Source organism: Bradyrhizobium sp. USDA 4486 (genome assembly GCF_054057995.1).
In genome coordinates this window covers 947,997-973,025 of sequence record NZ_JBSRZV010000001.1, presented here as the reverse complement: position 1 = coordinate 973,025, position 25,029 = coordinate 947,997, and the positions used below count along the sequence as shown (strand labels likewise).

At 61.3% G+C, this 25,029-nt stretch carries 23 protein-coding genes; 8 read left to right on the top strand and 15 right to left on the bottom strand.

Annotated features, from left to right (window positions below; all coding sequences use genetic code 11):
- Window positions 1-83: 83 nt before the first annotated feature.
- The 3 genes from ACVWY3_RS04650 to ACVWY3_RS04640 all read right to left on the bottom strand — a co-directional run bounded on the left by ACVWY3_RS04650 (window position 84) and on the right by ACVWY3_RS04640 (window position 3,189).
- Window positions 84-1,502 (bottom strand): DUF4403 family protein, encoded by a 1,419-nt coding sequence (locus ACVWY3_RS04650; protein ID WP_456837399.1) that lies wholly within the window; start codon window positions 1,500-1,502, stop codon window positions 84-86.
- A gap of 53 nt (window positions 1,503-1,555) precedes the next feature.
- Window positions 1,556-2,725: a DUF3300 domain-containing protein gene (locus ACVWY3_RS04645; protein ID WP_456837398.1), complete on the bottom strand. Its 1,170-nt coding sequence runs from the start codon at window positions 2,723-2,725 to the stop codon at window positions 1,556-1,558.
- A 179-nt stretch (window positions 2,726-2,904) separates the two neighbouring features.
- Window positions 2,905-3,189, bottom strand: coding sequence for a hypothetical protein (locus ACVWY3_RS04640; protein ID WP_456837397.1), 285 nt, complete (start codon window positions 3,187-3,189; stop codon window positions 2,905-2,907).
- Window positions 3,190-3,597: 408 nt separating this feature from the next.
- Between ACVWY3_RS04640 and ACVWY3_RS04635 the strand changes: the two genes are divergently transcribed.
- Window positions 3,598-4,524, top strand: coding sequence for a LysR substrate-binding domain-containing protein (locus ACVWY3_RS04635; protein WP_456837396.1), 927 nt, complete (start codon window positions 3,598-3,600; stop codon window positions 4,522-4,524).
- 46 nt (window positions 4,525-4,570) lie between these two features.
- On the opposite strand, the gene ACVWY3_RS04630 is transcribed toward ACVWY3_RS04635, so the two are convergent.
- The 5 genes from ACVWY3_RS04630 to ACVWY3_RS04610 all read right to left on the bottom strand — a co-directional run bounded on the left by ACVWY3_RS04630 (window position 4,571) and on the right by ACVWY3_RS04610 (window position 9,316).
- Complete coding sequence (locus ACVWY3_RS04630; RefSeq protein ID WP_456837395.1) at window positions 4,571-5,515, bottom strand: phospholipase D-like domain-containing protein; 945 nt, start codon at window positions 5,513-5,515, stop codon at window positions 4,571-4,573.
- Between the two features lie 63 nt (window positions 5,516-5,578).
- On the bottom strand, window positions 5,579-7,372 hold the full coding sequence (locus ACVWY3_RS04625; protein WP_456843289.1) for an ABC transporter ATP-binding protein: 1,794 nt from the start codon (window positions 7,370-7,372) through the stop codon (window positions 5,579-5,581).
- Between the two features lie 13 nt (window positions 7,373-7,385).
- A complete protein-coding gene (locus ACVWY3_RS04620) occupies window positions 7,386-8,450 on the bottom strand; it encodes an alpha/beta fold hydrolase (protein WP_456837394.1) in 1,065 nt (354 codons plus the stop codon).
- Between the two features lie 218 nt (window positions 8,451-8,668).
- Entirely contained in the window at window positions 8,669-8,950 is a 282-nt protein-coding gene (locus tag ACVWY3_RS04615; RefSeq protein WP_456837393.1) for a hypothetical protein, read from the bottom strand.
- 108 nt (window positions 8,951-9,058) lie between these two features.
- A complete protein-coding gene (locus ACVWY3_RS04610) occupies window positions 9,059-9,316 on the bottom strand; it encodes a hypothetical protein (RefSeq protein WP_456837392.1) in 258 nt (85 codons plus the stop codon).
- 620 nt (window positions 9,317-9,936) lie between these two features.
- On the opposite strand from ACVWY3_RS04610, the gene ACVWY3_RS04605 reads away from it, so the two are divergent.
- Window positions 9,937-10,221: a hypothetical protein gene (locus ACVWY3_RS04605; RefSeq protein ID WP_456837391.1), complete on the top strand. Its 285-nt coding sequence runs from the start codon at window positions 9,937-9,939 to the stop codon at window positions 10,219-10,221.
- A gap of 43 nt (window positions 10,222-10,264) precedes the next feature.
- On the opposite strand, the gene ACVWY3_RS04600 is transcribed toward ACVWY3_RS04605, so the two are convergent.
- The gene (locus ACVWY3_RS04600; RefSeq protein WP_456837390.1) at window positions 10,265-11,191 is read right to left on the bottom strand and encodes a LysR substrate-binding domain-containing protein; all 927 of its coding nucleotides are present in this window, start codon (window positions 11,189-11,191) and stop codon (window positions 10,265-10,267) included.
- Between the two features lie 126 nt (window positions 11,192-11,317).
- A complete protein-coding gene (locus ACVWY3_RS04595) occupies window positions 11,318-11,941 on the bottom strand; it encodes a TetR/AcrR family transcriptional regulator (RefSeq protein WP_456837389.1) in 624 nt (207 codons plus the stop codon).
- A gap of 174 nt (window positions 11,942-12,115) precedes the next feature.
- Here ACVWY3_RS04595 and ACVWY3_RS04590 point away from each other — a divergent pair, with 174 nt between their 5' ends.
- The 4 genes from ACVWY3_RS04590 to ACVWY3_RS04575 all read left to right on the top strand — a co-directional run bounded on the left by ACVWY3_RS04590 (window position 12,116) and on the right by ACVWY3_RS04575 (window position 18,409).
- Complete coding sequence (locus ACVWY3_RS04590; RefSeq protein ID WP_456837388.1) at window positions 12,116-13,294, top strand: alpha/beta hydrolase family protein; 1,179 nt, start codon at window positions 12,116-12,118, stop codon at window positions 13,292-13,294.
- Window positions 13,295-13,652: 358 nt separating this feature from the next.
- Window positions 13,653-14,486, top strand: a complete 834-nt coding sequence (locus tag ACVWY3_RS04585) for a hypothetical protein (protein ID WP_456837387.1) — start codon at window positions 13,653-13,655, stop codon at window positions 14,484-14,486.
- On the top strand, window positions 14,483-16,126 hold the full coding sequence (locus ACVWY3_RS04580; protein ID WP_456837386.1) for an alpha-keto acid decarboxylase family protein: 1,644 nt from the start codon (window positions 14,483-14,485) through the stop codon (window positions 16,124-16,126). The genes ACVWY3_RS04585 and ACVWY3_RS04580 overlap by 4 nt, the downstream gene beginning before the upstream one ends.
- A 198-nt stretch (window positions 16,127-16,324) precedes the next feature.
- Window positions 16,325-18,409 (top strand): DUF4387 family protein, encoded by a 2,085-nt coding sequence (locus ACVWY3_RS04575; protein WP_456837385.1) that lies wholly within the window; start codon window positions 16,325-16,327, stop codon window positions 18,407-18,409.
- 274 nt (window positions 18,410-18,683) lie between these two features.
- Here ACVWY3_RS04575 and ACVWY3_RS04570 read toward each other — a convergent pair whose 3' ends face one another.
- The 3 genes from ACVWY3_RS04570 to ACVWY3_RS04560 all read right to left on the bottom strand — a co-directional run bounded on the left by ACVWY3_RS04570 (window position 18,684) and on the right by ACVWY3_RS04560 (window position 21,248).
- Window positions 18,684-20,207 carry a class I adenylate-forming enzyme family protein gene (locus ACVWY3_RS04570; protein ID WP_456837384.1) on the bottom strand — a complete coding sequence of 508 codons (1,524 nt, stop codon included), beginning with the start codon at window positions 20,205-20,207 and terminating at the stop codon, window positions 18,684-18,686.
- Between the two features lie 76 nt (window positions 20,208-20,283).
- A complete protein-coding gene (locus ACVWY3_RS04565) occupies window positions 20,284-20,952 on the bottom strand; it encodes a MarC family protein (protein WP_456837383.1) in 669 nt (222 codons plus the stop codon).
- A gap of 20 nt (window positions 20,953-20,972) precedes the next feature.
- Window positions 20,973-21,248 carry a hypothetical protein gene (locus ACVWY3_RS04560; RefSeq protein WP_456837382.1) on the bottom strand — a complete coding sequence of 92 codons (276 nt, stop codon included), beginning with the start codon at window positions 21,246-21,248 and terminating at the stop codon, window positions 20,973-20,975.
- 387 nt (window positions 21,249-21,635) lie between these two features.
- Here ACVWY3_RS04560 and ACVWY3_RS04555 point away from each other — a divergent pair, with 387 nt between their 5' ends.
- Window positions 21,636-21,920 carry a GCG_CRPN prefix-to-repeats domain-containing protein gene (locus ACVWY3_RS04555; RefSeq protein WP_456837381.1) on the top strand — a complete coding sequence of 95 codons (285 nt, stop codon included), beginning with the start codon at window positions 21,636-21,638 and terminating at the stop codon, window positions 21,918-21,920.
- Window positions 21,921-22,100: 180 nt separating this feature from the next.
- Window positions 22,101-23,027 carry an FAD-dependent monooxygenase gene (locus tag ACVWY3_RS04550; protein ID WP_456837380.1) on the top strand — a complete coding sequence of 309 codons (927 nt, stop codon included), beginning with the start codon at window positions 22,101-22,103 and terminating at the stop codon, window positions 23,025-23,027.
- A gap of 236 nt (window positions 23,028-23,263) precedes the next feature.
- Here the strand turns inward: ACVWY3_RS04550 and ACVWY3_RS04545 are convergent, their stop codons facing one another.
- Together ACVWY3_RS04545 and ACVWY3_RS04540 are read right to left on the bottom strand one after the other, a co-directional pair.
- A complete protein-coding gene (locus ACVWY3_RS04545; RefSeq protein WP_456837379.1) occupies window positions 23,264-24,412 on the bottom strand; it encodes a tetratricopeptide repeat protein in 1,149 nt (382 codons plus the stop codon).
- 28 nt (window positions 24,413-24,440) lie between these two features.
- Complete coding sequence (locus ACVWY3_RS04540) at window positions 24,441-24,836, bottom strand: hypothetical protein (protein ID WP_456837378.1); 396 nt, start codon at window positions 24,834-24,836, stop codon at window positions 24,441-24,443.
- Window positions 24,837-25,029: the final 193 nt, after the last annotated feature.

Below are 25,029 nucleotides of genomic sequence, written 5' to 3'. Positions count from 1 at the left end.
GTACGCATCGAGCGCTTTGGCGATGCGCCGCAAGGAAAGACTTGCGGCGCATCCAAGGCGAGCAACTGCAGATCGCCATTCACTCACATGCCATACAGGATCTTCAGTGCGCCGCTGGCGCGAAGGGCGATCTCGATTCCGTCCGCAGGCAGATACAGCTTCTCGAGCGTGGCCGAGGAAAGATGTCCTTCCATGCGGAAGCCGTCCTTCAGCGGCCTGTTCAACTTCGCGTTCGCGGCGTTGAGCAAGTTCTCATAGGCGACGCCATAGTCCACGCTCATCTTGTCGCGCAGTCCACTCACGATCGGATCGATCATCGCGGCCACGCCCTCATTGTCAGTCGAGGCGCTGAGATCCGAAAGCCGCACGGCATGACCATCGGCATCCACCTGGAGACCAGCGGTGAGATAGGTCCATTCACCGGCGTTCGGATCTGCGTCGGACGCTTTGGCGACGCGCAGACCGATCGCGAGCTTGCCGGACGAAGGATAGACTTCAACATCCCGGACAGACATGCCAGCGGCCGGCGCAATTGAGCCGAGGGCCTGCTGGATCTTGCCCTTCAGCACGTCGTAGCTGATGCGCACGGGCAGGATCACATCGAACTGGCCGGGCGAGGTGACCTCCCGCCCGAGGGCCGGAAGTGCGGTCGGCGTCACCGCCGGATGCTGTCCGATCACGGTTTCGGCGGCGCCCGCCAGCTCGAGCGATCCGCTGAGCACCTTGCCTTCGGCATGTACGCCGGCAAACGCGGCACTTTGGGGCGTCAACTGCAGCCAAACTTCAGGGTCCGCCGAGAGCTGAACTGGCTCAAACGCATGGCGCCAGGCCGTGGCAGCCTTGTCGTGCAGATCGAGACGGCGGGCAGCTGCAAGCGCACGCCCCCTCACCTGCGCAAGCTCCGTCCTGATCCGCGGCTCCGCATAGTTGGCGAGCGGAATCTCGCGGCCCATCACATGCAGAACGGGCGGCTCGCTCCAGCGAAAGCCGTCGCTTAAGTTCAGGTCGAGCGACCAGTCACGCGAGAGTTCCGGCCGCGCTTCGGCCTCGATCGTGGCACTGGCCTCGGTCTCTCCATGGATGCGGGCCGTGAAACGGTTGGCGCCTTGCCCTTCCAACGCGCCGTAGATCGGCACCGAACCATAGAGACGACCGCCGCGACCATAGAGCGACACCGGCCCCGACCGCTCGACGTAGCCGTAGATGTCGCAATTGGCGTTGACCCGGAAGAACAGCACCCGGCGATGCACGCAGCTCACACGTTCGTCGATGGTCGCAAGGCGCCGGGGAATGTCTCGCTCGATCTCCTCTGCAAGGGCTGGCAGACCGAATTCGATGGTCGCGGCGATGCGCGACTGCGTGCTGAAAGGCGCCACCGTATCGGGAGCGAGAGGCGGCCTCTCCGCCGCCATTGCAGACGAGCAGAGCCCGACCATGCCGAGCGCGGCGAGTCCTGCTCGCACCCCGTGGCGTTTACCTAACGGCTTCAGGTGGAATTTCATGACATTTACCTCACGGATTGTTTGTTGCATTCAAGATGCTGAAGGTCTCTGGGTCAGAGTCTGGGTCGTCCCATCGGCCGGTGAAATTCGCCGAACGCGCCTTCCCGCGGCCGGTCCTCGCCGGCGAAGCCCCTTCGGAGAAGATCTGCGCCCTCTCCGGTTCGCGGGCGATCGACGTCACGTTCTGGGAGTGCCTCATGTCGCTCGAACGCCTCGCCGGCCTCGCGTCGAATCTCGGATTCTCGCGCACCGGGCCTCTCCGGTTCGATCCTCCTTGCGACATCGCCCTCCGGACGGTGAAACGCATCGGGACGTGGCGCATCGATCCGATCCCGAGGGATGGCACGTTGCTCGAAGGCAGAGCGATCCCGCAGGAGATCGTCGTGTGCCAGATCATTGCGCAAGGCATTCCGGGCCGCCATGTCGCTGTTGCGGCCAAAGCGCTGCGTCAGCGCAGCGTTGGCATAGGGAACGTTGCCGCGATGCGCGGGATTGTGGACCCACACATTGTTCCCGATGTTCATGTTGGCGTGATTGAAGAGGTTATATCGATTGACGTTGATGATGACGTTGTTGTGCCACCAGTCGCAGCCGCCCCAGATCGCCGCGCCGACGGCGATCCCCGCGCCGAAGGAAATGATGTTGCTGGCGACGAAGCCAGGGGGCGACCAGTAGAACGGCTGATAGCCAGGGTAATCCCAGCCGCCATACACTTGGGCTGGATTGTAGACCGGAACGTAGTAGACGTCGGGATTCACGGGCTCGATCACGATCGGCCGCACTCCCGAACTGGCGCCGTCGGCCGGGGGCGGAGCGACGGTGACAATCTGCTGCGGGGTCGATTGCAAATTACCAGCGGCTTGCGCCTCGGCGCGCAAGTTCTGAACCGCATTGAGCACGTCCTGTTGCTGCGCCAGAAACGCGTCGCCCAGTTGCTGGGTCCAGTCCAGCTTGTCATTCATCATCTGAAGCGTCTGCGGCACTGCTGTCAGGGCTTTGACGCTGGGATCCCAGGGTTGGGTCTGCATCGCGTTCTCAAGCGCCTGCCCCCTGACCGTCGGGTTCTCCCGCGACCATCGAGCCGCCTCGACCACCTCCAGCGGATACGTCGAAGCCATCAGGATCTGCGTGAGCAGCGAATCCGGATAGAGCGCAATCGGCGCGACGAGCTGCGCGATCTGCGCCTGCGAGAACGCCGCCTGGTCCTGAGTCTCGGCCTGCATTGGAGCCGCAGCAGTCGCATCCTGCGCGCTGGCGGGTGCGGTCGCGAGGTTCGAAACGAGCACGAGCGGCGCGGCACATAGTGCGAAACGGCGCATTGTCATTGCAATCTTGTTGGACATCTCTGTTCTCCTTCTGCAGCCGCGCGTCTGCGCGCGGCCGCATTGATGGGCTCCGGTGCTCAGAGGCAGATGCGCTGGCCGTTGCGCCAGAAGCATCCGGAGCCGCGGCGGTAGGCGTAAACGTTGCCGTAGCGTCCAACGCCAATCGCACCATTGGGGCCCACGGCGAAGCTGCCGTACCGGGTCGTACAGGCCGCGCGATACACGCCCCTGACGCAGCTCATTGCGCTGGCATCGGACACCATGAGAAGGACGCCGAGGGCACTCGCCACTGCGACGGCCGCATATTTCGGCTTGAAACGCGCGAGCGCGGAGATGCGGGAGTTCGTCGTGATTGTGTTCATGGGAAGTCTCCTTTCGCGACAAATCGGCGCGCGACATCGTTCGATGCCCCGGCAGAGGGTCGCCATGCGAAGGTGGAAGCTGGACTCAAGGGCTGCGATTTGCCCCGTCCTCAACACGAGGAGAAATGGCTCGGCGACGATTTAAAAACAAATACCGCTTCAATATGCAGGTATCGCCTCGTCATATGGCCAGCCGCGCATCCAAAATCAGGCGGAAAAAGCAAGGAAACGGAGGCTCTGGACGGCGCAACCTCAGCTAGTATACTCGGATGCCTCACATGATCGTGTACCACAACCGGCACCCGCCACCTTCTCCGACCGCTGGCATCAGGCTGATGGGTCACAGGTCGGGTTGCCCAGTGCGGCGATCTCATCGATGATGTGCGGCCCCGGTATGGGCAGGACAACATGCAGTTCCGTCAACTTCGATATTTCGTCAAGATCGTCGAGGCAGGCAGCTTCTCCCGCGCAGCGTCCATCGTTCATGTTGCCCAACCTGCGCTGAGCCAGCAGGTTGCCGAATTGGAGGAAAGGCTGGGAGTGGCCTTGCTTCAGCGCAGTGCGCGGGGCGTTAGGCCGACAGCAGCAGGGGAAATCTTCTACAAGGAAGCTTCCGCGATCTTGCATCAACTCGACCAGCTGCCCGCAGTCGTTCGTTCGGACCGTGACCAGCCAGAAGGGGTGGTCAACGTTGGTTTCATATCCTCCCTCGCGCCGGTACTCGTAGGCTTTCTAGATGAGTGCCGGGAAGCATTTCCGAAGGTCGTGATCCGGTTCTCGGATGGAGACAGCCTCGGCCTGGAAGACAAGATCGCCTCGTCATTGGTCGATCTCGCCGTCCTTCATGAGGTCGAATTTACGACGGCTTTGATGCGCAAACCCTTGTATAGGCAGAAGCTGTTCGTTGTCTCGCGTCAGCCGATAACAACCAACGGAGACCCGATCTCTCTTGAGCGCATCGCGGAGCTGCCCCTCGTGCTGCCGGGGAACGTCAAGGGCCGTCGTGCCTTGATCGAACGCGTATTCGCCGAAGCGAACCTAAAGACAAACGTCGTTCTCGAAGCAGATTCGCTGGTAAGTGAAATGTGGTCGGTGCGAAATGGGGTGGGTTGCACCATACTTCCGGTAGGTGATCTCTCCAATTTTGGGCCTCACGCTTTCGCCAAGCCGACGTTGATCGAGCCACCGATCTATTTTACCTGCTCCATTGCCTATTCTGCCGATTTTCCACTCACTGCCGCCAGCGAAGCGGTCCGCGATGCGCTCGCCAAGTTTCTTGAACGCCGGCTCAGCGAGGGCAGTATAGTGGGAGCGGAGCGCCTACCGGAACGGTGACGTCCGGAACGGCGGGAACGACTGAAGTACGCTTCAAGGATACGGTTCATCGGTCCTTTTGAGCCAGAGCAAGCCGGCTCACGTCCTTCACTCCGTGTCCCGTCAAATCAGCGAACACGGCTTCATCGGATAATGGCAATTTGCACGAATGTTTCCAATCGTGCTCAACCGTCTCGACGAGCCGTCTCACCACGTGGGCCGACGACGTTTCAATGGCAAGCTCGCGACGGTCGTCAAAACTGCCCGGGCTGAGATTGATCGAACCGACGATGGCGCGCTTGTTGTCAGCAATCATCATCTTGCCGTGCAGCTTCAGCTTCTTGAGCGCATGGACCTTGGCGCCGACGTCGTGAACGATGCGCAGCCCGCTTACACCCTCGAACAGCTTCTTGCGTTTGAGCTTGTGAAGCGCACGGGACATGATCCGCACGTGGACCCCACGCTTGACCGCGCGGACCAGGCGCTCGATGATCACCATGTCCTGATAGCGCTCGTTCTGCAGCCACAGCGTTTCCCTGGCGCCGTCGATGAAGCTCGCGATACGCTGCCGGCCGTTGTTTGGACACCAGATCAGGCTGGAGCCCGCTGTCGGCTCAAACGGCCGCTGCTCCCAATCGGCATCGAAGCATCGCACCATCTCTGCAACTTCCGCCGCCTCCGTGGTCACGACCGCGTAGTCACGGGTCTCGGTGAGGTCACGCGTCTCCCAGTTCAGGGACTCGACGACACCGACCCGGTTGTCGATCACCATCGACTTCTGGTGGGTAACGGCAAATTGTGGGCTGCTGTCGCGAACAGACACACCCGCCTGGAGCAGCATGGCCCTCGTCGCGTCATTGTCGCTCGTTCCATCACGCCTTGCCGGATTGAGCATCACCCGAACATGCACGCCGCGGCGCCGCGCCGCGATGACGGCATTGAGCAGCGTCGGATCAGTGAACAGGAACATGCGGATGTTCAGCGTGTGCTGCGCTGACATGATCGGATCCACGATGGCGCTCGCGGTGTCGTCCGGAAGAACGATCAATCGATGTGACATCTGGCTTGTCGTCCTCTAGGCAGCGTCGGCAACGTGTCGCGCCGTCTGAAACTGGATCCGGTGCAGTTCGGAGAAGAGCCCGCCGCCGGCAATCAGCGCCTCATGGGTACCCTGCTCGACCACCACGCCGTCCTTGAGCACGATGATCTTGTCGGCATCGACGAGGGTAGTGAGACGGTGCGCGATCATGATCACGGTCCGGCCTTTCATCAGCCGCCGCAGCGCTTCGATCACCAGGTGCTCGGATTCAGGATCGAGAGCAGCTGTCGGTTCGTCCAGGATCAGGATCGGGCTGTTGCGGATCACCGCGCGTGCGATCGCGATGCGCTGACGCTGGCCGCCCGACAGGATTTCGCCCCGTTCGCCAACAACCGAATCATAGCCCTGTGGCATCCGGCTGATAAACTCATCGGCATTTGCGATCCTGGCGGCTTCGATGATCTCAGCTTCGGTCGCATTGGGCCGCCCATACGCGATATTCTCCCTGATCGTACCGTGAAGCAGCACGGTATCCTGCAAGACGAAGCCGATCTGCGACCGCAACGCGGCGATCTTGTAGTCTGCAATGTCGATGCCGTCGATCAGCACACGGCCCAGCACGGGCTCGTAGAAGCGCGGAAGCAAGCTCAGCACGGTCGATTTTCCAGAGCCGGTCGGACCGACAATACCGACCACCTCTCCCGGCTCGATGCTGAAGGATACCTCGTGCAGCACCGGTCTGTCCGCCTCATAGCCGAAGGTGACACGGTCGAAGCGGATCGCCCCGTGGACCCGGCCCGGATCGATCGCGCCCGGACGCTCGCGGACGATTTCGTCAGCCGAGAGGATCGCCTGAATCCGCTCCAGCGCAACTGTTGTCTGCGCGATGGTGCTGGTCATGCTGGCGAGATCCTTCACCGGTTTGAAGAACTTCTTGAGATAGGCGAGGTAGACGGTTAGCGCGCCCGCTGTCATCGTGCCGGTGATAATCAGGGACGTTCCTTTCCAGAGCACGATTGCGGTACAGATCGCGACCACGATGCCGACCATGGGTGACATCAGCGATTTGATGCCGCGGGCACGAAGCGCTGCAGCGACGGAAGCGCGGCTTGCGGCTTCCAGGTGTGCGACCTCCAGGGCCTGGCCTCCAAACGCATTTGTCAAACGGATCGATCCAAGTCCGCGCTGGACAATCGAGAGCACCTCTGCCTGCCGGTGCCGGAGAGCGCGAGTAGCCGCCTTCACAGCTCTCTTGAGCTGGAACGCAAAGAGCAGCAGGACGGGCGTGAATGCGACTGCAATCAGAGTGAAGTCCCAGTCTAGCCAGAACATCACTCCCACCATGAATACAATGGTGAGCAGGTCGATGACTATTTCCAGGGTGGATGAGGACGCGAAATCCTGGATGGTGGCGACGTCGCTGGTTATGGTCGATACCAGCGCGCCGATCTTGGCATGATCGTAGTAGCGGAGCGAGAGCCGGTGCAGGTGCTCGTAGATGCGCAGCCGCAAATCGTTGGAGACCCACTGCCCCACGCTGGTCGTGAAGTAGCTGTCGAAATAGCTCGCGACCGCCGCGACGGCTGCGATCGCCAGAGTCGCCGCGCCGGCAAAAAGCGCTACGCCCAGCGTATGCTTGCCGAAGCCGCCATATTCGTGGGCCCAGCTCAACCATTCGGGCAAGCGGTGACTGCCGAGCGCATCGTCCAGGACAAGCTTCAACGGCCAGGGCGCGGCCAGACTCATCGCAATCTCGATCAGCATGGCGAGAAATACGATCGTCAGCCGACCGCGATAGGGTCTCAGCAGATCGATCACAAGACGAGACATCCTTCTTCTCCGATTACTGAGCCGGTGATTCCGCATCAGCGGTGCTGGACAGCGACTTGCCACAGTCGGTTGGCGCTGGCCGGCCGGCAAAGCGATCCATCATCCAGGTGACGGCAGCATCGGCGCTGTCGCGCGCGACGAAACCGTGTCCGACGCCCTGCACCCACATCATCCGCACCTTGCTGCCTGCCTTGCATTGCCGCTGCATGTAGCTCGCGGTCACTTCGGGGCGCACGATATCGTCGGTCGTGCCTTGCGCGAGAAAGAGCGGAATGCTCGGCGGCAGCGCGCCCGGGGTGTTGCGGGCCGCCAGCGAACGCCAGGGCTCGACGGTCGCGATGTTCGGCACCGAGAGGAAATGTTCCTCGAGCGGCTTCTCCGTCCGGCGTCGCGCCAGAATGTCGAAGATCGATTCGATACATTCGTTCGCCAATTGGTCCACGGCCGGCATGGCTTCCGGCAACACGACCTTGTTGATCGGCGCGCCATAAACGCGCGACCAAGACCACAACGTCATCGCGGTCAGGTTCTTGCCACCGGAGGTCTTGAAATCGTCACCCATCAAGGTGACCAGCGAAGTTGCGGGCGCCGCCGCGGCAACACCGACCAGGTTGAGCTCGGGCGCATAAGTCCTGGCGATCAGACCGGTGTAGAGGGAGGCCTGCCCGCCCTGCGAATGCCCCCAGACGGCAAAGCTGTTGCCGGTCTCGGCGCCTGGCAGGTTGCGCGCGGCGCGCACGGAATCGATCACCGCTCGCGCCTCGCTGTCGCCGACGAGATACGGATGAGGGCCTGGCGTCCCCAGGCCTGGATAGTCGGTTGCGGCAACCACCGCACCCTGCTCGATCAGCTGGCGCAAGCCCGCCATCTGCTGAAACACGAAAATCGCCAGCGACGGCGCGCAGTGCGGCACCACGCCCGTTGTCGGATGCGCCCAGGCAACCACGGGCCGCCCGCCTGCGGGCGCCGGGCCCGGCGGCACGATGATGACGCCGGACACCGCAATCGGCTCACCGTGCATGCCGGTCGAGCGATAGAGCACGCGGTAGGCCTGGGCGCCTGCAGGCGCGAAGCTCATCGGCTCTGAGCGGATCAGCGTTCCCGGACGTCCGGCAATCTCCTGGCGGGATGCATCATAGAAAGAGGTTTGCGCATCTGCGGCGACGACTGAAAGCGCCAATGCGGCTGCGCCAGCGATTGCGCCCAAGCAGCGCCTCAGGACCGACGGTGCTTTCATCTGCTTCAACATATTCATGAGAGCCTCACTTGCATCTTGGTTGCCAGCGCCCGGGCCGTTCATCGGGTCCATGCCGCCTGCGAGCGGGCCGGCGAGTATCTTTCCGGCTCAACCTGACGGCCGAACATCACCTCATGACACGCCTCGCTCAGCCGGGCTTCATTGCCCCGCAGGCAGGCAACGATCTCGCCGACATTCGGGATGAAATGGCTGCACAGCCGAAACACGTCCGGCGTGCAGGCCTGCCGTTGAGCTGCTGTGCCTTCCGCGAACGCCGCGCTGCTGGCGAGCGTCAGGACGATGCCGCCAACGGCGGCGAGCTTGATTGATTTGCGATACATTGGCCTTCTCTTCTGGTTGATTGAACGAATCTATTCTCTTTCTGGGTGCATCTCCGGACGCACCACCGCCTCAGCTCGCCTAGTGGTCCCTTGGCGAAGCCTTGTTGGTCAGATCACTTCATAGGCAAACAGCGTCGCAACGAGCGTTATCCCGATCAGACCGCCAAGGAAGATCAGATCGGCGATCTGCTCGATGCGATAGCTCAGGCCGGCGCGGTGCGAATATCGAATTGAAAGGTATGAGGTCAGCGCACTCGCCAGGAACATGACCGATGCGAGAGCGGCGTATTCGTCGACATGCGACGATCCATGTTTGGCCTCGGCCAACTTGACGAGACCGATCAACGTCGCGCAAACACCGATCATTGTGGCCGAGACCGGCAGAATGTGAGATGCGAGCGCTTGGCTTCGTGCTCTTATCGACAGTCGATTCGACATGGCTCATTGCTTGACTCCTCGGGGAGCCCCTCATCTGCTGGCATTTACTCTCGGTCCAGGCCCAGCTCGTGCTACGCCCTCAGCGTCGCTGAAACAGCTTTTCGCGAGGGAGTGATCCGGTCAGGCTCCGCTTGACGGGCGCGACTAATGATCCACGCTGGCATCCCGGACAAATACAGCTTCCATATGCAGGTATCTGCGCGGCCTATAGGTTCGTTCTTCGGTGCCGATCGGCTCGTCCTGAAGCTACCCACGCGGCTGGCCTTTGGTGCGATCTATCAATGCGTTACGTTTCGCATGCGTGCCTCGGCGCAGACGCGCCCTTACATGCGTCGATGTCGACTGGGTGGTCGCTTCACGAAGGCGTTACGTTCTACGACCTTATCAGCGAATACGACACCGGCTCGTCGCCATCGGCCACGGCTATGCCCGCATATTCAAGCGGTATTTGCCGCGGAGAGATGGATCGATCACGGAAGCGGCTGTCGCCTCGTCATGAGGAAACGACCGGGCGTCTGGCATTTTCCCACCGAACGAAGGAACAGCAAATGAAACTCGATTCTCAGTTCACGCGCCGCGGCTTCGCCGCAACTGTCGCAACTGGTGTTGCGAGCATCGGCTTGCTCGCGGCCACCGCGCAATCAGCCGAGGCCTATCAGGGTAACATGGAGCGTGCGCTTGCATCGCTGCATCAAGCGCTGCAGTCGTTGCAGGAGGCGACTGCGAACAAGGGCGGTCACCGCGCACGCGCGGTGGAGCTGGTCCGCCAGGCCATCGAAGAGACCCAGGCCGGCGTCGCCTTTGCCGACGAGCATGGCGGCGGCGGCCGCTAGTCGGACGAGCGGCAGGCACCTTCCGGTGCCTGCCTGTCGATATTTAGTCCAGCCACACCGCTCCCGGCTTCCTGGAGGCCTCGACCTGCTCCTTCAGAAATTCGATCAGGAGTTTCTTCACGCCTTCGGCGCCCAGCGTCAGTGCGAACTGGTTCGACCAAATCAGGCAGCAGGTAAGGTGGAAAGTCGGCGTAATCAGCACCGGCTCGGCAAAGTCGGCGAGCGAGAAACCTGACATGTCACCCAGATTCAGGATGGTGCTGGCAGCGCCGGAGCGCACCGCCGAAAGCTCGCTCGAGATATTGGCAGCTTCCGCGGCGAGCTGCACCGAGATGGCGGCCTTGGCGAAAGCACGGTCGATAACGATCCGTCGCGCATTCGATTGCCCCGGAAGGATCAGCGGGATCTGCGATAATTCCTTAATCGGGATTGTTGAGCCAACGATCGGAGCCGAATGCTTGCCGCGGACGAGATAATGGTCCTGCCGGAACAGCGGCTGCCGCTGCACCGTGGGAAAGAACTCATCTTCAAAAATGAGAGCGAGGTCCAGGCGGCTCTTCTCGACTTCCTCGCGCAGGAATTCGCTATCGCCGTCAACAAATCTCAAGGTGATTTTTGGATGAGAAGCCCGGCACAGCTCGATGAACGGCCCGACCAAGGTTGTGGAAAGGGAAGCCGGCATCCCGAGGCTGACCGGTCCTTCGATTTCACCGATCTTGGAGTGCACCAGGGCCGGCAGATTCTCGTATCGGCGCAGGATCGAGGATGCTTCGTCATAGAACCGCTGCCCGGCAGCCGTCGGCTTGATGCCCCGTGCACTTCTATGCAGCAATGCGACGCCTAGCGACGCTTCCAGTTCGCCGATCTGCTGGCTCAGGGCCGGCTGCGCCACGTGAATGGTCCTGGCAGCCTGAGAGAAACTGCCGGCTTCGACGATTTTCACGAAGTAATAGAGATGGCGGTACTGCATCCTTCGTCTTCCTGCAGCGGTAAACCGATGGTTGCAAAGTGCTAACAAAGGCGCCGAGCTGTCAAGTTCGCAGGTGTCGCGTCATGGAAACGGCTAGACCCGCGCCGAGCCGCGAGCGAGCCTCCTCTAGCTGCCCTCGACAAAGCCGGCGATGAGCCTGGTCAGCGATTGCTCCAGCTCGTGCTGCGGCACCTGTTTATTTTCCGTCGCCACCACCGCGCGCATCACGCCGGCGAAGGCGTAGACAAGAACGAATGCGTCCGCCGGGCGCATAGGTCTTCTCACGCCACCCGAGCCGTCCGGGCCGGCTGTCGTCAGCATGTCGGTCAGGCTCTTGAGGAGCGGGTTTAGCCTGGTAGCAGGTCCGCGCGACAACGCATGTTCAAGCAGAACTCGGTGGACCCGACGCCGCCCGCCATAGCTCGTCAGTATGGAATGCACGATGATCCGAATGCGTTCTCCCGTCGCCCCGGCGCGTGCAGTTGTCATCGCCTGCATCACACGATTTGACAGTCCTTCCAGCTCTCGCCCCGACAACGCTTCGAGGACCGCGTCCCTGTTATCAAAATACTGATACAGCGTGCCGATGCTGACTCCGGCCGCTTCAGCAATTGCATTCGTCGTCAGGCCGTCCATGCCGCCTCGCTGAATGAGCCGCGTGGCAGCTTCCAATATGAGGTCGACCTTGTTTTGGGCACGAGCCTGCTGCGGCGTCCTGCGTTTAACTGATTGTTTTGATGTCGGTTTCACTGGGAATCGCCCGTGGCGCCAAACGCGAGTTGAGGATGTGAGCAATACTCATATTATCGCAACGGTCGTCAGTTTCAGAGACCTTTCTCAGAACAGAGTTGAGCAATGGATCGGAGAACGATAATCGTCGCTGGAGCGAGCCTCGCTGCTGCAACTTTGGCCACGGAGGGGTCAATGGCGCAATCCAGTCCTACCGAAAAACGGCCCGATCAGCGTCTTGGCCAAACCTATCGCTTTGCCGATCCGGACATGGACCTCTTCTTTGTCGCGGCGCTCGGCTGGGGTCCCGCGGGCGGCCTCGATATCGGGCAGGCTTTCTACATCGCTTCGCAGATTACGGATGGCGATGCCGACAGCTGGGTGCGGGCCTTCTCGAATTATGGGGACGCCATGAATACCCAGGCAGACAGCTGGAATGCGCAGGGCCGAAAGCGTGCCGCCGGTGAGGTCCGGCTCAAGGCGTTCGCGAGCTACCGCTCGGCCTGGCAATTCGCAGGCCCCGGCGATCTGTTCAAGTCCCTCGTGGTCAAACACAAGACTGCCTTTGTCGCAGCCATGAAGGAGCTTGCGCTCCCCGCGTCTCATTTCGAGGTACCTTTCGCGGGCAAGCAACTGCCGGGCGCCTATTTCCAGAATGCGAATCTGAATGCTCCCGTGGTGCTCGTGATAGGCGGTGCCGACACTTGCTTTGAAGATCTGTTCTTGACCGTCGGCCGCAATCTTCTCGACCGCGGTTACTCCGTTGCCCTGGCCGACCTTCCCGGACAAGGCATCACGCAGGCGGACGGACTCTATTGGCAAGCTGAAGCGGAGAAGCCGATCGCTGCGATTGTCGATCTGCTCGTCAGCCGTTTCGGCGCGAAGCCCGGCCGTATTGCTTTGATCGGGCTCAGTCTGGGCGGGTACTTCGCCGCGCGCGCGGCGGGCCATGATGAACGCTTTGCCACCGTGATCGCCAGCACGCCATTTCCGAACCCGGCCGAGATGTTCGCGCTGGCGGTCAAAGAGAAGGCGAAGTCAGCGCGGCCGCCTTCGGCATCTGCACTGCGCAGCGCGCAAGTCACGTTATGGAAAGCCGGTGCGAGCAGCCCGCAGGACTTCCTGGCGCGCACGTCGAACATGATCGCCGACCCTGCCTTGGTCACTGTTCCATTCCTGTCGATCCTCGGCGCGGGCGACTCGCCCGTCTTCGCGGCGCAGGCTCACGCCTGGCACCGCGACATCAAATCGACCCGGAAAGCGTTAGTTCTACTCGATGCGGCTTCCGGGGCCGACGGCCACGTACAGGTCAACAATCGGCTTCGCCTCGCCCAAGAGGCCACAGGCTGGATGGACGATATCTTCCACCTCTGATTTGAGTCCGTCATTCTTTCGCTGAGCGGGCCCATGCGACGCGAGTCGCTTGTAGATCCGATCGGCGGCTCGACCGCTGAAGTGACCGCGTGAATCCGCTTCGTGGCAAGATCGTCCATACGGTCTGCCGGATCACGGCAAGCTAGCTCTTTAAGACTATTGCAATGAATTTGCTGGCTCCGGCGTCGACGCAGGAGGTGTCCAGCCATTTGGCGCACCAATAGCCATATAGCCAAACCGTATTTGTTACCGGGGCTCGCTTGAGAGATGGTCCCGCCGCTCGCACACGGCGGCGAGTGCACACCATTCCGGAGGCGACCACATGTCATTCGCTGCTGTTCACATCCATGAAGGATTCGTGCTCGCGCTGCTGCTCAAGATGGGGCTTTCGGCGCTGATCGCCGTATCCGTCACCGTTCTTGCCGAAAAGTCAGGGCCCGTGATTGGCGCATTGCTCGCAACGCTGCCCGTCACGTCGGGCCCGGCTTTCTTCTTTCTGGCGCAGGACCACGACGCAGCCTTCATCTCGCAGACAGCGCTGTCGACCTTTGCCCAAAACATTCCGACCGCTATCTTCGCGACGTCCTACGTGCTGCTGGCACAACGCCTGTCGACGACTGTCAGCGTCGGCGGAGCAATGTGCGTCTGGCTCGTCTATCTTGCGCTATCGCTCTGGGGAGACTCGAGCTTGCCCACTGCGCTCCTACTCGGCGCATGCGTCTTCCCACTCTGCATCGTCCTCGTCCGGCCATATCGTCACGCGTCGGCCTCGGCGTCTTCGCCGGGGCAGCACGCAAGTGATCTGATCGTGCGAAGTCTGGCCGTTGCACTGCTGGTCGGTGCGATCGATGTCCTCGGCCTTGTGGCTACTCCGATGTGGACGGGCGTGCTGGCTGCTGCGCCTGTCCTCTATCTCTCGCTGATGATCATCCTGCAGCGCCGACTCGGCGGGCCCGCGGCGGCCGCCGTGATCGCCAACAGCCTTGCAGGTTTCCTCGGCATATCCCTGGCGTTCGTGACCGTCTACCTGCTTGCGGTACCGCTCGGGAAATGGACCGCCCTTGCATTAGGGCTGACGTTCTCGGCCTCGTGGAATACGAGCCTGTTCCTGCTGCATTGCCGCGGTGCATCGGTCCTCCAGCCCAATTCCAATCGCCTCCTTCCCATCGAAGTCAATCGGAGCTCATCATGACCAAGACTGTCATCCAATACGTTCTCTCCCGTCTGCACGACATCGGCATCACCGACGTGTTCGGGGTGCCCGGCGACTACGCCTTCTCTATCAACGATGCGATCTGCAACGACCCGGACATGCGCTGGGTCGGATGTTGCAACGAGCTCAACGCGGCCTATGCGGCGGACGGCTATGCCCGCATCAAGGGTGCGGCGGCGCTGTGCACGACCTACGGCGTCGGCGAGCTCAGCGCTATCAACGGCATCGCCGGCGCGTATGCCGAGCACTTGCCTGTGTTTCACCTCGTGGGCAGTCCGAACATGGCGACGCGGGCCGCCCGCGCGCCGATGCATCATACGCTCGGCAACGGCGAATACGACCTGTTCCGCCAGATGACAGAACCGGTCGTTTGCGCACATGCCGTGATGACGCCGCAGAATGCCGTTTACGAGACCGAGCGGCTGATCGCCGAAGCGCTCTATCATCGCCGCCCGGTGTACATGGCGTTTCCGGCTGACCTTGCCAATCAGCCGGTGCTTGGCGAGGCGACGCCGTTCGCTGCTCCGGGTAGCAACCCCGACAATCTCGCTGCGGCCCTCAAGGCGATTGCAGCGACGCTCGACAAGGCGCGCACGGCATGCGTGATCGCCGGCATTCTCGTCAGCCGGACCGGCCAGCGCGAGGTGCTGCGGCGCCTGATCGATACATCGGGACTGCCGTTCAGCACCATGCTGATGGGCAAGTCCGCGCTGGACGAGCAGCATCCGTCCTATGTCGGCATCTATAACGGAGCGCTGATGAATGACGAGGTGCGTACCTTCGTCGAAGGGCGCGATTGCGTGATGCTGGTCGGTGCGCCGCTGACGGATTTCAACACCGGCGCCTTCACCGCACGGCTTTCCCCGGAAAAGACCATCGCGATCAATCACCACCATGTTCAGGTCGGCGGCAAGAGATTCAACGATGTGGAGATGGCCGACTTGCTCGTCGCTCTCTCGAATCACCTGCCGAAACGCGGCTGGGCCAGAATCAAGGCGAAATCCCTCGGCAAAGTGAGTGGCAAGGATAACGACCCGATCGACGCTCCCGCCCTCTATTCGCGGTGGGAACGCTTCCTGAAGCCGGATGACATCCTCGTCGTTGAAACGGGCACCGTCTCGATGGGGCTGGGGTTCGCGTTGCTGCCAAGCGGCGCAACCTTCCACAATCAGACCCTGTGGGGCTCGATCGGCTGGGCGACACCGGCGGCATTCGGCGCCGCGGTTGCCGCCCCGGATAAACGCGTCGTCCTGGTGACGGGGGACGGAGCGCACCAGCTTACCGTGCAGGAAATCAGCCAGTTTGGTCGCCTCGGCTTGACGCCGATCATCTTCGTGCTCAACAACAACGGCTACTTGATCGAACGCCTGCTCTGCAAGGAGCCGAGCATCGCGTACAACGATATCGCCCCGTGGCACTACGCGGACCTGGCGAAGGCCTTCGGCAATGATGATTGGCTAACGGCGCGCGTCACCACCTGCGACGAGTTCGACCGGGCGCTGGAAGAGGCCGGCAGGTCCAAAACCGGTGCCTACATCGAGGTCGTGACGGATGCCTACGCAGCATCGCCGCTGGCGTTGAAGCTGCACGATGCGGTGGCAACCCTCTACAAATCATAGGCGCTGGCGGATTCGCCGCCGCGATGATCGCGGCGGCAGCCAGCTTTACGACAATCGCTGAACAGACGTAGGCCATAGCTGGCACCGATACCCGCATACTGAAGCCGTATTTGTTTTCGCCGAGTTCCTCGACCAGTGTGGCGGCGAGCACCAGCGGTGAACCGAGAAGGCTTCACCCTTTCAGGAAAGATGCACATCATGACAAGGCTTATCTACCGGGTCGTTTCCGCCTGCGGCGCTCTTGGTTACGGCTATCCAAGGGAGTCCCTGGAAAACGCGTTGCGCGGCCGCGTCGATGCGATCATCTGCGATGGCGGTTCGATGGATGCTGGCCCCTACTATCTCGGCACCGGCACGGAATACTTCGAGCATGAAGCGGTGAAGGCGGATTTCCGTCACATGGTCGACGCGGGCAAGAGGCTGGGCTGCCCCGTGATCCTGGGATCCTCCGGCATGGCGGGCGGCAACCGCAACCTCGATTGGATGATCGGCGTCGCCAAGGAAGTCTTCGGTGAGCTCGAGGTGAGAGATGCGAAGGTCGCTGTCATCCGATCCGAACTCGATCCCGAAATCGTCATCCAGGAGTTTCGCAAGGGAGCCCTGCGTCCAACCGGCGCCGGCCCCGAGCTCAGCGAGGAAGCGCTGCGCGAGAGCACGATCGTCGGGCAGATGGGCATCCATCCCCTGATCACCGCGCTGGAGGACGGCGCACAATACGTGCTGGCCGGTCGCTCTTGCGATGTCGCCCTTTTCGCCTCCGACATGATCCGCCGTGGCATCGATGCAGGCCTCGCCTACCATGTCGGCCACATTCTGGAATGTGGCGCACTTGCCTGTGATCCCGGCTCGCCGTCCGACTGCCTGGTCGCCGAGATCTATGACGACGGCTCAGCCCTCTTCGTTTCTCCGAATCCGGCGCGACGCTGCACCGCCTACTCGATCGCGGCGCACTCGCTGTATGAGGAGAGCCATCCGCAGCTCCAGTTCTATCCCGAAGGCGTGTTGGCGATGGAGAAGACGGAGTTCTTCTCGCGCAGCGCCGGTATAGCGGGCATCCGCAACAGCAAGTTTGTTCGCACAGGCAAGCCCTGGCCGTGGAGCATTAAGCTGGAAGGATCGCGACGGCTCGGGGCCCGCAAGGTCTCGATGATCTATATCGATCCCGCGGACCTCACGAAGGTCCCAGTCGACGTACTGGTCTATGGTCGTAACGGCGTGCAGGCAAATCCCGTTCAGGACGGCCAGCGCGAGCTTGGAATCATCATCGAAACCGCGGCAAAGACGGAGGAAGCCGCCGTGCTGCTGGCCAGCCTGCTGACGCACTATCTGATTCACTACGGCTATCCGGGCCGCAAAGCCACGGCCGGCAACATCGCCTATCCGCTGTCCCCCAATCTGGTGAGCTTCCGGCGCGACGACGGGCTGTTCGGCGCAATCGTGCCGAGCGGAACGCGCGATCCGGTGTTCTTCGAGCACTATCCGAAGATCAAGGAGGCTGTCATCAACCTGATTCAGCACGAATTCCCGGATGCGCTAGAAAATGCGAACTTCAAGATCACCGACGCAGATGCGGCCAATCCAGCGATCCTGCTGCGGACCGTCGACCGCAATCCGCAGCGGCTGGCCGCACGGCATGCCCTCGAAATCGAGCGAATCACACAGCTTGCAAAGCCGAAAGCCACTTCGCGGCTCAACCTCGATGCGCCCGACGCGTACGAATGGTCGCTCTATCATCTGCTGCAGAACGAGCACGTCATCAAGAACGTGATGTTCGGCATCACCTATTTCCGAGCGGACGGCGCGTCGTGGACGCGGGAAGGTGACGCTCGTCCGCATTATGAGGACATCGGGGAAACTAAATACACCGGCAATCTCGACGATCGCACACTATCGCTGATCGCCGATGCGCCGCCGACGACGGGTGTGCTGCTCAGATCGAACCGTCTGCTTGACATGGCCGTCGTGATCCGCAGCAAGGACGCAGGCATCAACCGCCTAACCTTCGATATCATCTTTACCTCTGCGGAGCACTACGAGGCAGCGCTGCACTCCAATGTCTTCTCCAGCTGCAATATTGCGAAGCTTCTAGGACTGCCGCGCGAGCACGTTGTCGGCACCTTCTTCGTCGATACCTGCAACGCCATCAAGATCTCGATCGACCGGCCGAACATCTCGGCATCAGTCGACGAGCGCGACGTTTTCGGAGCGCAGCAGCAGACTGCCGTCGAGAACCTCAACATTCCGATCTACGCGACGACGCTCGCCAAGGCCTCGTCGCTTTGACCATCTGCTATATGGGCATCCCAGCGGGGTGCGCGGCCGATGCGCGGTTCCCAAAGCAACGGCCGTTCGGCTCACCCTGCGCTGCCCATCGCGCCCTGCGGGAGCGAACCAAAGCGCAGTTTGGCGTACAATCGCTTGGTAGCGCGGGTCGTTTCGTCATCGGCTGTTGCACTTCGCTAGAAGCGGGAAACTTGCGCACGACATTGCTCGACTACAGGAGAGCTGTTTCCGCAGGTCGAATTTGCGACCGTCGAGAGTGCCGGTGTGGCCGCAGTCAGGCGCCATCGAGCAGCGATCGTGAGCGAGCCAGCGCCTTGATGGCAGCACGATTGGGCTTACCCTGCTCGGTGAGCGGTATCCGATCGAGTGAAACGACGACCAGCGATGCAGCGGTCTCCTGACCGAAATATTCAGCGACCGCTTGACGGCATGTTTCAGCCCCGATGGAGAGGCCCGTCCAGGCGCTCACGGCAGCAATGGTGACTCGTGCTTCACTATCGATCACCACGACAGCGTAGCGCACCGACGATAGCCCGCACAAAACATCCTGAATCAGTGTCGGCGTCACCAGGATGCCATTGACCTCGGAGGCGTCAGCCGCACGACCCTGGGTGTGGAGATAGCCGTCCGAATCAAGCCGACCGAGATCCCCCGAGCAATACCAACCTGCCTTGAAATTCGCTGCCTCGAGCTCGGGCCTGTTGCGGTAGCCGCTGGCCATCGCCGGCGATCGGACCTCGATACTGCCGATGTCCCCGGGCTCGCCGAGCGAGCCATCCTTGTGGCGGAACCGAACCTCGACACCCGGCAGAATGCGGCCGGCGCAGGTGAAGAGATCGGGGCGCGAGAGATCGTGCTCGGCCGGCGTCAATATACTGACGATACCCATTTCGCTGGCGCCATAGGTGTGCGCGATGACCGGACCAAGTCGTTCTCGTGCTCTCAAGCGCAGCGTTTGCGGTGCGGACGCGCCGATGTGGGTAAGCGTTCGGAGCGATGACAAGTTTCGGCGGCAGACGTCGGGATGATCCATCAACTCGAAGAGCTGCGGCTCGACCAGGAAGAGATCTGTAATCCGCTCCGCCTCGATCGTGGCAAGGGTATCGGCTGCCTCGAAGGCGCCTTCGAGGACGACACACCCGCCTCCAAGCAGCGTGATATCGACGAGGACTTGCGAGAGATATGCGAGATGACCGTTGACAAGCTGACGACGGTCGCTGGCGCTTGGCACGCTTACCATCGCAGTGTAGGCCGCAAAGCTGCGGCAACTGCCTTTTGGTACCCCGGTGGTGCCGCCGGAGGAAATGATGACGGCGAGGTCCTCCGGCCAAGCCATGACATCGAGCCGAGTGTCCGAAGCCGATGAGGCCAATACATCGAGCCGACCACAGGACGCAGCGCAGTCGACGCCCACCGTCGCGAGCCGCACACCGGCATTCGCGTGCCAGTAATGTATGGTCTCGGGAAACACGACGAGGAGATCCGGCGCCATCTGCTTGAGCAACGCTTGGCGCTGCTCCTCCGTGGGCGGAACGGACAGGTAAACGGCGCCTGCGCCAAGAATGTGGGCGGCATAACGAATGGCGATCGCCTCCGGGCGATTGGGCGCAAACATCGCCACCAGCTTACCGCGCGTGATCCCGACGTCATACAGGACTCGGGCGTACTGGAATATCATGGCACGGAGTGCCTCGCCGGAGAGATCGGAGCCCTGATGTCGGACGACCGTCGACCGGCCGGCGCGTTCGAGCCGTGCGAGAAGCTTGTCCAGGTAAATTGGGGCAGGTCCGGTATTCATGTGAGATCCTTCAGAAAAGGGGTTGCGCGAGCGAATGGACTGCGTCGAAGACGTCCAGTCGACACCGCCATTTCTCTCAGAACAGTCCGGGCGCACGCTGCAGCTCGCTCATCAGCACACGCGCCCCGCTCCAGGCGATCTGGATCCCGATGCAGATGCGTATGAATGCAGCCAGGCGCATCAGGACGTTGACTCCGGACGGCCCCAGATGCCGGACCATCGGCGCGGCAAGGCGATACAAGCAATAGATCGCGAGCGCGACCGCGAGCAGGCCCACTAGCGCCGAGCCGGCAAGCAGCATCGCATTCGCGGTGAACTCGTGAGGACGATGGCTGCCCATGGTCAGCGCGACCGAGATCGACCCGGGTCCAACGGTCAGCGGCAGTGTCAACGGGTAGAAGCCGTCGCGAATGGTTTTGACCTCGCCAGCCTCAGTGACCCCGCCGTGCTTCGAACCGCTGTCGTCGTTAAGCAGCTGCCATCCCATCGCGGCAACCAGTAGCCCGCCCGCTATGCGAACCACGGGCGCCGTTATGCCAAAGAACTCCAGGATGAAAGAGCCGAACAGCATCGTTCCCAGAAGAAGCCAGAATCCGTTGAAGGCAACGCAGAATGCCAGCCGGCCGCGTTCTCGCTCCGTGCAGCCCGCGGTCAGACGCAGGAACAGCGGTGCGGCCCCGATCGGGTTGACCACGGGAAACAGGCCCGCAAAGACCAGGAGGAAGGCATTCGCAAGGTCGTTCACGGACCCACCCTCGGCCATCGTTACCGGAAATGCTCGGGGTGCAGGTGGGTATTGCCGGAAGCCCGGAATTCCGCCTGGCACGCCGGATGCAGCTGGCTCCGGTTATGGATCAGGCACGCTTCGATCCTGGCAACGTTCGGAATATCCGAGCTGCAGAACCTGAAAGCATCCCCCATGCAGGCGGATCGCTGCTGCGCTGTGCCCTGCGCCAGCGCCGGGCCGGCGATCGAGAGCGTCATCGCCAGCGTCAAGACGCTGCCGACAATGGCCGTGCCGGATGGTCTGGATACTTTCATCTTGTCCTCCTTGGCTGAGTTATCCGCTCGTGGCGGTGCGACGCGCAGAAACCTCATCCGCGCTTAGACGGCAAATACCGTGTCGCTATGCACCTATCGCGACAGCCTATGGGCTACAGGGGTTCGGAGGCGGCAGTGAAGCTGCAGCAGCAGTTCTGCAGCTATGAAGCTTCGGCAAGCTGCTGCCTTCACGGAAATTCGGCGGTCATATCGGTTGGCGATACCAGCATAGCGAACTCGTATTTGTTCTGCGTCTCCGCGAGATGCATACCGCGAGCCGTCGGATCGGCTTTCTGCCGATCCAGATGACACCGCGTCATGCAACGGTCGAAGCCGATCGGGATGTCATGGCGATACGTCAGAAGAGAGATCGAAGAGGAGATCGCAATGCTGAAGTCACATATCGCGCTCGGCGCGCTTGCCGTGCTGGCGCTGGGTTCATCGCTACTGGTTACGCAGCCTGCCGCAGCAGCGGGCGGATGCGGCCCCGGGGCATGGCGCGGGCCCTGGGGCCACTGTCGCGACACTCCCTATTATGGCCGACTGCCCGACGGCGAATGGAAGTTTCGGCAAGCCTATAATGGCTGCCCTCCCGGATACTGGCGCGGGCCGTGGGGTCATTGTCGCAACACGCCGTATCACGGTCGACTGCCAAACGGTTCCTGGAAGTAATCGAGACATCTTCGCAGGATCGCTCGTGGCCGGCGATTGATCGAGCCACGGCCACGCGCAATTCGACAGGTGCCGTTTTGCGCGGAATACGATCCATCAGGGGCAGAGACCTATGTCGAACTGTGCCGCGCCCCAAGACAGCTCTTGCCGCCTAACCATGGATTTACAAGGAATACGAAAATGACAGACAGCGTTCTCGTCGTCGGCGCAGGCCCGGTGGGCCAGACGATGGCTCTCGAGCTTGCGCGATATGGTGTATCGGTCCGTCTCATCGACAAGATGACCATGCGCAGCGACAAATCCCGGGCGGTCGCACTCTGGAGTCGCACTCTGGAGCTTCTGGATCGTACAGGTACCACCGACGATTTGCTGGCAATCGGCAACAAGGTATCCGCCGCAAACATATTGGCTGACGGTCGGCTGATCGGGCGCGTCGATTTCGCGGACGTTCAGTCGCCTTATCCCTTCGCACTAATGGTTCCGCAGTGCGATACGGAAGCTGTCTTTGAGCGCCACCTCGAACGATTCGGCGTAAAGTCGGAGCTCGGTGTCGAACTGATCGACTTTTCTCATGATGGCGATGGAGTCTCTGCGACGATCCGCTTGGCCGATGGACGAGAGCAGACCGAGCGTTTCGATTGGCTCATAGGCTGTGACGGCGCTCATAGCCCGATCAGACATCGGCTCGGCTTCGAGTTCAGTGGCGACACCATGGGCAATGACTGGACGCTCGGCGATTTCTACATAACCGGATGGCCGTTCGCACTGTCGGAGCTCGTCACTTACTGGCATGAAGATGGCGTCCTCGTATTCTTCCCGATGGGGCCCGGCCGCTATCGGCTCATCGCCAGTCTCGGACCTTCGACGGGCGAAACGCCTGCCGCGCCGACGCTCCAACAGTTCCAGGCGCTGGTCGATCGGCGGGGGCCCGGCGGACTTGTACTGAAAGAATCACTTTGGACGACCGCTTTCCGCATTAATGAAAGGCAGGTTGCGAACTACCGTTCGGGCAGGATTTTCCTGGCGGGAGATTCCGCGCATGTCCACAGTCCTGCCGGCGGTCAGGGCATGAACACCGGGATGCAGGATGCTTTCAACCTCGCCTGAAGCTGGCGCTGGTTTGCCATGGTATCTCGACCGCCCCTGCACTGCTCGACAGCTATAGTGTCGAGCGCAGGGCGGTAGGCGCCGCTGTAATCCACTCGACGGGCCGGCTTACGAAGACGGCCACGCTGCACAACCACGCCGCCCGGCATCTTCGCAACTTCGTCGCCCATGTCGTCATGGGCATTGGACCGGTGCGCCAGGCGATGGCGGAGTCCATGACTGAAGTCTCGGTCGGTTCACTGAAGGTTCGATAGCAGCGATTTGGCATCTTGCAAATCGCGCGTGCCAAACCCTTCCTTGAACCAGTCATACGCGGGAGCAAGCACCTCATATGCCGCCTTCGGTTCATGCTGCCGGCAGAGGAGCCTAGCCATGCTGGTGGCAGCACGCAGTTGCCATGATCTCGCCTGCTGAGATCGAGATATCTCGAGAGCGCGCTTCATATATGCCTCGGCCTTCGATACATCTTGCTCCGGCGACAAAAGCGTGATTTCGCCCGCCACACGGTAAACCTCTGCTTCGCACCATCTTTCGTTGGTGCGTTCCATGACGGCGATAGCGTCACGGACACAGCGCCAGGCAGCATCGAACTGACCTGACCTGGCATAAGCGAATGCCAACATGGTCTCTTGCTCTGGCGCAAATATCGTCGACCCGGCCGATCTCCATAGCGAGATGCCAGAGCTTACCATTCGCACCGCTTCATTAGAGCTGCCGGCTAGCGTGGCTATATAGCCCCGTCTCAGCACTCCTTCGGCCTGTCGGAATGCTGCCCCTTTTTGATCCGCCAGTTCTACCAGTTCATCCACAAGGCCGTTAGCCCGGGCGTAGTTACCGCAATAGGTATTCACAATTATCGGAAAATTCAGAGTGAACATCAATGTAGCGCCATGGCCAATCTGACGAGCTTCCGTCAACGCGCAATCTGCGTCATTGAGTGCTGCGTCAGGATAGCCGAGCAGCCACAAAGCCATCGAGCGAAAGCCGAGACAGGGGACCCTGAGATCTTGGCCGAAGCGCGTCATAAAGCGCCGGTGCTCGGTCGGGCGGTAAAGTGCGAGTGCTTGATCGTAATGCCAACGCGCCTGAATGAGATCTCCGATTAGCGCTAACGTGCTACCCATCGTGCGGTGCCCGACAACTAGGGGTAATGATTCTGCTTTGCTGACATGGGCCAAAAACCGGGCCGCTATCTCTTTGGCAGCGTCACCGTCAAAACGAATAAAGTTGACGATCCACTGGCCAAACAGAGCCGAGAGAAGCAAGGAGTCGTCTTCGAGGCGTTCCCCCAGCCGTTCGGCTTCATCGATGAGCCTCGTCACTTCAGCTACTGCACCCTTCGTCTCCGCCGAGCCATATCCTTTCACGTGCATGAGCGTGTTCATCAGTGCCACTTGCAGCACTATCTGCTCTCTACGCAGTTCCGGAGTGCTGGGCATAGCTGCCATTTGCGAGAGCGCTTGGCCAAGCTGTTCGGCTGCCTCCGCTAACGCGGCGCTCTTGTGAACGCAAACCGGCCTTGCCCCAAAGCCGTGCCGACTTCTGGAATAATTCGGCGCTGGTGTAGTGGCGCGCCACAAGTTCAGGCTGGCTCTCGGCGATCTCGGCAAAGCGGCGTTCTAGTGCTTCGGCAATATGCGCATGCAACGCCCGCCTTGGCTCCCGCAGCAGCGTGTTATATGCGGCATCCTGTACGAGGGCGTGCTTGAACCAATAGGTAGCGTCGGGTGCAGCACCCTGCCGGAACAACAGCCCGGCCGCGATGAGCCCATCAAGCTCTGAAATGAGCCCGTCCGCAGGCCATCTCAATGCTCCTCGAGCTCACATTATGAGCAACGCCCAACGCGAGCTTGAATCAGCCAGCTCGATCCATCTGGGGTCGGCTTGAGCGGCCTAACGCAACAAGTGTGCGCCCAACAGAGCTCGCCATTCCGAACGACGATGCGAAAGGCCAATCACCGTAAAATGAGCCCTATGCTCTCATTCGATCTCGCTGGCCCAC